This window comes from Psychrilyobacter sp., from assembly GCF_049671765.1.
Lineage (GTDB): Bacteria > Fusobacteriota > Fusobacteriia > Fusobacteriales > Fusobacteriaceae > Psychrilyobacter.
In genome coordinates this window covers 1-5,523 of the sequence record NZ_JBATVM010000276.1, presented here as the reverse complement: position 1 = coordinate 5,523, position 5,523 = coordinate 1, and the positions used below count along the sequence as shown (strand labels likewise).

Here is a 5,523-nt window from a genome sequence, read left to right as displayed (position 1 = left end):
TTCGAATACCCCTTCTAAGAACTTATCTATTCTTTCTTTACCTTTTTCTAAACTAAATTCTTCAACGCGCTTTTTCATTTCTTCTTGATATTTTTTTTGAACTTCCTCTTTCAAACCTTCAACCATGGCTTTCCCAAAACTCTCTTCATCTCTATTTTCTATTAAAATTCCCGTTCTTCCACCTAATAATATATCAGTTACACCTGGAGCTTTTGTCGCTACTATCACTTTATTAAAATACATAGCTTCAATCAATACTGTAGGTAATCCTTCTGATATTGATCCTAATATATATAATTTTGAATGTTTTAGCCAAATATATGGATTTTTTTTAAAATCTAGTATTTTTACATCATTTACTAAATTTAATGATTTTATCAATTTCAAAAGTTTTTCTTTCTCTTTTCCTTCTCCTAAAATATAGAACTTCTCTTTTAGTCCGTTTTTTTTAGCTTCACTGTAAGATCTTATTAAAAAATCAACTTTTTTTCTATCTACTAAAGATCCTAATGTTAAAATATAATCTTTATTTATGAGTTCTTTCTCATCTTTTGTTAATTCATTCTCCTGATTACTCTGTTTTTTTATTACAGAATAGTCTAAAAAATTATAAAGTTTATAAATCTTACCTTTTAAGAATGGATATGTTATAGGATAGTTTTTTTCCATCAAGTCATTTATAACAACATTATAAGAGTATTTTTTTAACCCTTCTATTCTTCTAAGTTCTTTTTTATCATTTTTACTTTTTAATTCCCCTGTACCAACATGACTCCAACCTATCAAGTTTTTTCCTTGTAAATCTAATTTATTAGCAAATCTTAAAAATCCTGAGCTATAATCAATAATAACATCTGCAAATTCAAGCTCTTTTTTTATATTTTCTAAAGCTATTTTATTTCTTTTATTCATTAAAAAACTATATTTTAATTTATATATCAAGTTTTTTTTCTTTTCTCTACACTCTTTTATTTTTTTCCCTAAAGTAAAATCTGTCAAATATTTAACTTTAATTCCTTGAGGTATCTCAGATTCATATATATTTTCATCACCTTTATTTTCTCTAATTAAAAATAATATATTATATTTTTTTACATCTAAAGATTTTAAGAATTCAACAGACATTTTTTCCATTCCACCCTTACCAATATTACTTGTATATACAATTAAATTTTTTTTCATTCACTAATCCCCTTTTAATTCAACTCTATTTCCTCAACCTCAAATTGATTTATATCTGCTTCTTCATTTACTCCTAAACTTGGTTTAGCGTAAATTTGATTTACTTTATCTGAGTTAGCTCCCCACATAACACTATTTAATTCTCCTGATCCTTCATCTGATCTATAGATAGCTGCCATCTCCTTGTCTAAAGCAACTCCTAAGTGAACTATAGAAGTATCTGGTGTAATTATAAAATCAGATACCTTAATAATTGATGCTGTATTCATAATAGATCTTATATTTTCATTTAAATAAATCTTCTTTTCATTGATTTCCTTTACTATTTTTTTCAATTCCACTAATTTATCTGGTGAATACACAAAAGTTACTGCAGTATCTTCCTTTTTTAAGATTACTCCTACTATTTCCTTAATTTTCTTTTCATTTAAAGTCCTGTATTTGCTTGCACCATATGGATTTATACAAATCAATTTTTTTTCTTTTATTCTCTCTCTAAATTCTATTCCAAATTTTAAATTTTCTTCTGAAAAATGGATATCATAGGATAAATCTGAATTTTTTATTCCTAATATTTCTAAATATTCTTTATATCTGTTAGTTATATGCTTTTCTCTATCTAAATACTCCACAGAAACATCAAATAAGTTCCAATCAGCCTTATTTAGCCCCATATTAATCCTAGCCCTACATAAATTAATAAATTTCATTTGCTTCACTCTCAGCATTTCCGAAAAATCAATTAAAAGATCATATTTTTCAGACGAAATCTCATTCGCTAAGTTTTTTAACTCTTTATCAGTTTTACTATAATCATAGATCTTATCTACATAAGGGTTATTTATTATAACTTGCTTATTAGCTCCTCTAGTTACTACACCGATTTTTATATTTGGATATGCATTCTTTATCTCACGAAACATCAAAGTATTAATTATCATATCTCCAATCTTTCCGTCATTCCTTATAAATAAAATAGATTTAATATTTTGAGTTTCAATTAAATTCTTATGCTTTATCTTCTTTAATTCCAACCTCGGTTTCTCTTTGTTAAAGAGAAACCATAAAAAGGAAGAGTTCTTTTTTTTGTCCCACAAAATCCTTCCAAAAGTCAATCTTTTAGGTCTCAAAAAATCCTGTAACTTTCTATTTAATTCTCTAATCCCCATAATATCCCTCCAATTCATTGACTTAAACCAAATTCAAAACACCTGACACAGATTATACTGATTTTAGAATCTAATTTTCACAGATTTAGTTAACTACTTTTTTATATTCTAGCCCATTATTACTAAAATTAATTAACAAACCTACTTTTTCTAAAAAACCATAACCTAATTCATTATATACTTCCATAGCTATTCCTATAATTTAATAAGTAAACTCTTTTTCATGAAACATAACTTTATCTCAAATTAAATCTGTGTTAATTTAGTTTTCTATCTGTGCTATCTGTGTCAAAAAAATTAGTTTCTAAAAGTCTGCGTCAAAAGCTTCTTTTCTATCTCATTCACGATCTCTTCCCTTGTCTCATCTGTATAGCTATCAAAAAATTCATGTTTATAATCTTCTTTTTTATCTTTGTCAGGAACTATATATGTTACATCCTCATTCCCAAAAACTCCCCATCTTAAAGGTGACTGAGTTTTTTTATTAGGATAGATAGCTACAATACTTTTTTTTAACGATCCAGCTATATGAGTTGGCCCTGTTGACCCACCAAAATATACATCTGCTTTATCGATCATAGCTACTAGATTTAGGAGGTCTCCTCCGTTGGCATACAAATATACCCTTTCACTTCCTATCTCATCTAATATCATCTGTCCTCTGTCCTCTTCCGATATATGACATGTTAGTACTACATCTATATCTCCAATCTTATCTAGTATAGATTTTATTAATTCTATATACTCTTTATCACTAATATTTTTAGCACTCCCACCCATAAATGGATTTATTACTAATATTGGAGATTTTATCCACTTTTCTGCTATGAATATTTCCACCGCTTTTCTGTGTTTTTCTTCATAATAAATTTCTGTATTTAGTTCAAGTAGATCCTCAAATTTTTTATTATCTAGTTTCTTTACTAAATCCAAATTATACTCAGCTTCATTTTTAATTGACTTAGATCTTTTTTGTAAAACACCTTTATTGTATATAAAAAATGACTTTATTTTTGATAATGGACCTATTTTAACCCTAGCACCACTAGCCTTAGCCAATTGCATCACAAATTGATCATTATATAAAGCTATAAACACATCTGCTTTAAAGTATTTTATTTTTTCTATCAATTCTGCCCTTCTATAATCATCTATTTTAACTACTCTATCGATATAGGGTAGATTTTTTACAATTTCATAGTTATATTTTCTTACTAAAACTATTATCTCAGCGTTGGGATAGATTTTTTTCACCATAAAAAAACTAGGAATTGATAATACCAAATCTCCTATCTTATCTGTTCTAGATATTATGATCCTTTTTATACCTTTCATAACTTAGCTCCTCAAAACTAGAATTAATTTCATTCTTACTTTAGACTTGTTTTTTCCATCTCTCTCAACTTAAAATATTTGGTCATAGTATACATTCCACTAAACAAAGCAATTATCAAGCCTTCTATCCCATCTAAAAATCCTAATCTAAATATATACATCCTTATAAATTTAAAAAATGGATTTATCACAATATTAAAAAAGCTAGATTTTTTACCTCTTTTAACATATTCTTCTGCTCCTAATGTAGTATATCTATCAAATCTAGTTATATAATCGCTCAAAGTCAAATATGTATGATGATATATCTTTTCTTTTATCTTCCCTTTAGTTGATTTTGTTTCAAATTCCTCATGGACTAGGTTATCGCTTACTCTTACACTGCTTTTTTTCCACAATCTAGTAGCATATTGGTTAGACCAACCGCCATATTTTAGTTCTTTTCCAAAACACACCGAGCATCTATTTATATCATAGACTTCATATTTATTTTTTCCATTTATTATATTTTTAATTGCTTCTTTTAGTTCTTTGCTTATTACTTCATCTGCATCTATTAGAAGAATCCACTCACCTTTACATTTTTCTATTACCGAATTTTTTTGAGGACCAAATCCTTTCCACTCTTCAGTGTAAACTTTTGCCCCTTTAGATTTAGCTATCTCTATTGTGGCATCAGAACTACTACTATCCACAATAATTATTTCATCTGCTAGTCCCCTTACGGCGTCTAATGTTTTTCCTAAAATTCGTTCTTCATTATATGTTATTATACCGATTGATAACTTCATATTTATTCACTCCAATTTTTTCAGCATTCTCTAGATTATACCATATATATTTATATATTTATATATACAAAAAAACACCCCTAAGGGTGTTAAACTTTATAGTTGGCTGGGCTGGCAGGATTCGAACCTGCGCATGACGCAGTCAAAGTGCGTTGCCTTACCGCTTGGCGACAGCCCAACAAGTATACTATATATTATGGTGCCGCTTATCGGAGTCGAACCAATCACCTACTGATTACAAGTCAGTTGCTCTACCAGATGAGCTAAAGCGGCATATATATTATTATAATTTAATGGCGGGAGTGACGAGACTCGAACTCGCGACATCCTGCGTGACAGGCAGGCACTCTAACCAACTGAGCTACACCCCCATAAAATTATAAAGTTTTAAATGGTGCTCACAACTGGACTTGAACCAGTGACCCCCTGCTTGTAAGGCAGGTGCTCTCCCAACTGAGCTATGCGAGCTTATTACAATTTGGTAGTCCGTAGGGGAGTTGAACCCCTCCCGCTTGAGTGAAAACCAAGAATCCTAACCGATAGACGAACGGACCACAATTTGTAATATAAAAATGGTGCCTTGAAATGGATTCGAACCATCGACCGCTCGGGTATGAACCGAGTGCTCTAGCCAACTGAGCTATCAAGGCATTTTGGTGGAGATAAGCGGGGTCGAACCGCTGACCTCCGCAGTGCAAGTGCGGCGCTCTCCCAACTGAGCTATATCCCCAAAATGGTACGCCTAAGTGGACTTGAACCACCGACCTCACGCTTATCAGGCGTGCGCTCTAACCAGCTGAGCTATAGGCGTAAATGGTGGTTGGAGAAGGATTTGAACCTTCGAAGGCTGAGCCGGCAGATTTACAGTCTGCTCCCTTTGACCACTCGGGAATCCAACCACACAATGTGTGTATAAATGTTTTAAATGGTGCCTAGGGCGGGACTTGAACCCGCACGTCCACAGAGGACACGGGATTTTAAGTCCCGTGCGTCTACCGATTCCGCCACCCAGGCATAATCATTTAGAACAATTATTTATTTATTTT

At 30.9% G+C, this 5,523-nt stretch carries 5 protein-coding genes and 10 tRNA genes; all 15 read right to left on the bottom strand.

Annotated elements, in window-relative coordinates; genetic code table 11:
* Nucleotides 1–1,182 (bottom strand): glycosyltransferase (locus WBG30_RS13025; protein ID WP_424505087.1); only part of this gene is annotated, 1,182 nt, incomplete at its 3' end.
* Nucleotides 1,183–1,196: 14 nt separating this feature from the next.
* Nucleotides 1,197–2,351, bottom strand: coding sequence for a glycosyltransferase family 9 protein (locus WBG30_RS13020; protein ID WP_424505086.1), 1,155 nt, complete (start codon nucleotides 2,349–2,351; stop codon nucleotides 1,197–1,199).
* An 85-nt stretch (nucleotides 2,352–2,436) separates the two neighbouring features.
* The gene (locus tag WBG30_RS13015) at nucleotides 2,437–2,544 is read right to left on the bottom strand and encodes a hypothetical protein (protein ID WP_424505088.1); all 108 of its coding nucleotides are present in this window, start codon (nucleotides 2,542–2,544) and stop codon (nucleotides 2,437–2,439) included.
* A gap of 104 nt (nucleotides 2,545–2,648) precedes the next feature.
* Entirely contained in the window at nucleotides 2,649–3,686 is a 1,038-nt protein-coding gene (locus WBG30_RS13010) for a glycosyltransferase family 9 protein (RefSeq protein WP_424505085.1), read from the bottom strand.
* Nucleotides 3,687–3,721: 35 nt separating this feature from the next.
* Nucleotides 3,722–4,477, bottom strand: a complete 756-nt coding sequence (locus WBG30_RS13005; protein ID WP_424505084.1) for a glycosyltransferase family 2 protein — start codon at nucleotides 4,475–4,477, stop codon at nucleotides 3,722–3,724.
* A 103-nt stretch (nucleotides 4,478–4,580) separates the two neighbouring features.
* Nucleotides 4,581–4,655: transfer RNA gene (locus WBG30_RS13000), tRNA-Gln, on the bottom strand.
* Nucleotides 4,656–4,674: 19 nt separating this feature from the next.
* Nucleotides 4,675–4,750: transfer RNA gene (locus tag WBG30_RS12995), tRNA-Thr, on the bottom strand.
* Between the two features lie 21 nt (nucleotides 4,751–4,771).
* Nucleotides 4,772–4,848, bottom strand: a tRNA-Asp gene (locus WBG30_RS12990).
* Nucleotides 4,849–4,869: 21 nt separating this feature from the next.
* Nucleotides 4,870–4,945, bottom strand: a tRNA-Val gene (locus WBG30_RS12985).
* A gap of 11 nt (nucleotides 4,946–4,956) precedes the next feature.
* Nucleotides 4,957–5,031: transfer RNA gene (locus WBG30_RS12980), tRNA-Glu, on the bottom strand.
* 19 nt (nucleotides 5,032–5,050) lie between these two features.
* Nucleotides 5,051–5,127: transfer RNA gene (locus WBG30_RS12975), tRNA-Met, on the bottom strand.
* Between the two features lie 4 nt (nucleotides 5,128–5,131).
* A tRNA-Ala gene (locus WBG30_RS12970) sits at nucleotides 5,132–5,207 on the bottom strand.
* A 4-nt stretch (nucleotides 5,208–5,211) separates the two neighbouring features.
* Nucleotides 5,212–5,288 (bottom strand) — tRNA-Ile (locus WBG30_RS12965).
* A 3-nt stretch (nucleotides 5,289–5,291) separates the two neighbouring features.
* Nucleotides 5,292–5,376 (bottom strand) — tRNA-Tyr (locus tag WBG30_RS12960).
* Between the two features lie 27 nt (nucleotides 5,377–5,403).
* Nucleotides 5,404–5,491: transfer RNA gene (locus WBG30_RS12955), tRNA-Leu, on the bottom strand.
* Between the last annotated feature and the right edge of the window lie 32 nt (nucleotides 5,492–5,523).